The organism is Collinsella sp. AF19-1LB (assembly GCF_003459655.1).
In the GTDB taxonomy this organism is placed as follows: domain Bacteria; phylum Actinomycetota; class Coriobacteriia; order Coriobacteriales; family Coriobacteriaceae; genus Collinsella.
The window spans coordinates 1-1057 of sequence record NZ_QRWO01000075.1 but is presented as its reverse complement, the minus strand read 5'-3'; the positions used below and the strand labels follow the sequence as shown (position 1 = coordinate 1057).

The window sequence follows — 1057 nt, the reverse complement described above, 5'->3', positions numbered from 1 at the left end:
GCCGGGCCCTTACGCCAGCACGCCGAAGAACGCGCCGACGATGCCCACGACCATGGTGGCCACGATCAGCGCCATGGGGTTGATCTTCTTGGACAGCAGCCAGTAGTACAGCCAGAAGGCGAGCATGCCGAGCATGCCGGGCATGATGCCGTCCAGGATGTCCTGGAGGGTCTGGGCGTCCTCGCCCGAGCCGATGGCCACCGGGATGCTGGCCCAGAACATGTCCTTGCACATGGCGCCCACGACCATGACGCCCACGATGCCCACGCAGGTCATGATCTTCTGCATGAGGCCGGTCCTCTGGGCCTCGTCCAGGAAGCCCACGCCCAGCTCGTAGCCCTTGACGGCGCCCCAGACGCGCAGCGCGAAGCCGGGGACGTTGTAGATGAGCAGGAAGGCGATGGGGCCGAAGGGGTTGCCGGCCTGGCACAGGCTGATGCCCACCGCGGCGGCGACCACGCGCAGCGTCGACAGGAAGATGGAGTCGCCGATGCCGGACAGCGGGCCCATGAGGGCGGCCTTGACGTCGTTGACGCTCTCGGGCTCGATCTCGCCGCGGGCGACCTTCTCCTCCATGGCCATCGCGATGCCGCCGACGAACGGGGCGAACTGCACGGTGATGTTGAAGAACGCGCAGTGGCGGTGCAGGGCCTCGGCGTAGTCGTCGGGGCGGCCGGCGTAGATCTTCTTGAGCATGTTGGCGACCATCAGGCAGAAGGCGATGTTCATCTGCTTGTAGTAGGTCCAGGAGAACTCCATGCCCAGGGCGCCGGTGTTGAGGGCGCTCCTGACGAGGTCGGAGCGCGTGATCTTGTTCTCGGGACTAGAAGTCATCGTCCTCATCCCCTTCCGCGGAGAGCTGGGGCTGGGCTCCGCCCAGGCCGAGCAGGTCGAACTTGTCGATGCCGATGATGATGGCGATCAGGGCGACGCCCAGGACGGGCACGTTGGCGTAGGAGCACAGCAGGAAGCCCAGGAAGTAGAAGGGCACGAGCTGCTTGGTGAGCACCAGGCGGCCGAGCATGGCGAAGCCCATGGCCGGCAGGATGTTGGCGGC

2 protein-coding genes are annotated in these 1057 nt (G+C 66.2%); both read right to left on the bottom strand.

What is annotated here, in order from left to right; genetic code table 11:
- Nucleotides 1-9: 9 nt before the first annotated feature.
- A complete protein-coding gene (locus tag DWX39_RS10800; protein ID WP_117759950.1) occupies nt 10-843 on the bottom strand; it encodes a PTS system mannose/fructose/sorbose family transporter subunit IID in 834 nt (277 codons plus the stop codon).
- Nucleotides 824-1057: PTS sugar transporter subunit IIC (locus DWX39_RS10795; protein ID WP_147336411.1), on the bottom strand; the 234-nt coding region annotated here is incomplete at its 5' end. The genes DWX39_RS10795 and DWX39_RS10800, both read right to left, overlap by 20 nt.

Bases quoted from the DNA above. Each gene is read 5' to 3' on its own strand.
- DWX39_RS10800 (WP_117759950.1), bottom strand. From the start codon at position 843: ATGAGGACGATGACTTCTAGTCCCGAGAACAAGATCACGCGCTCCGAC.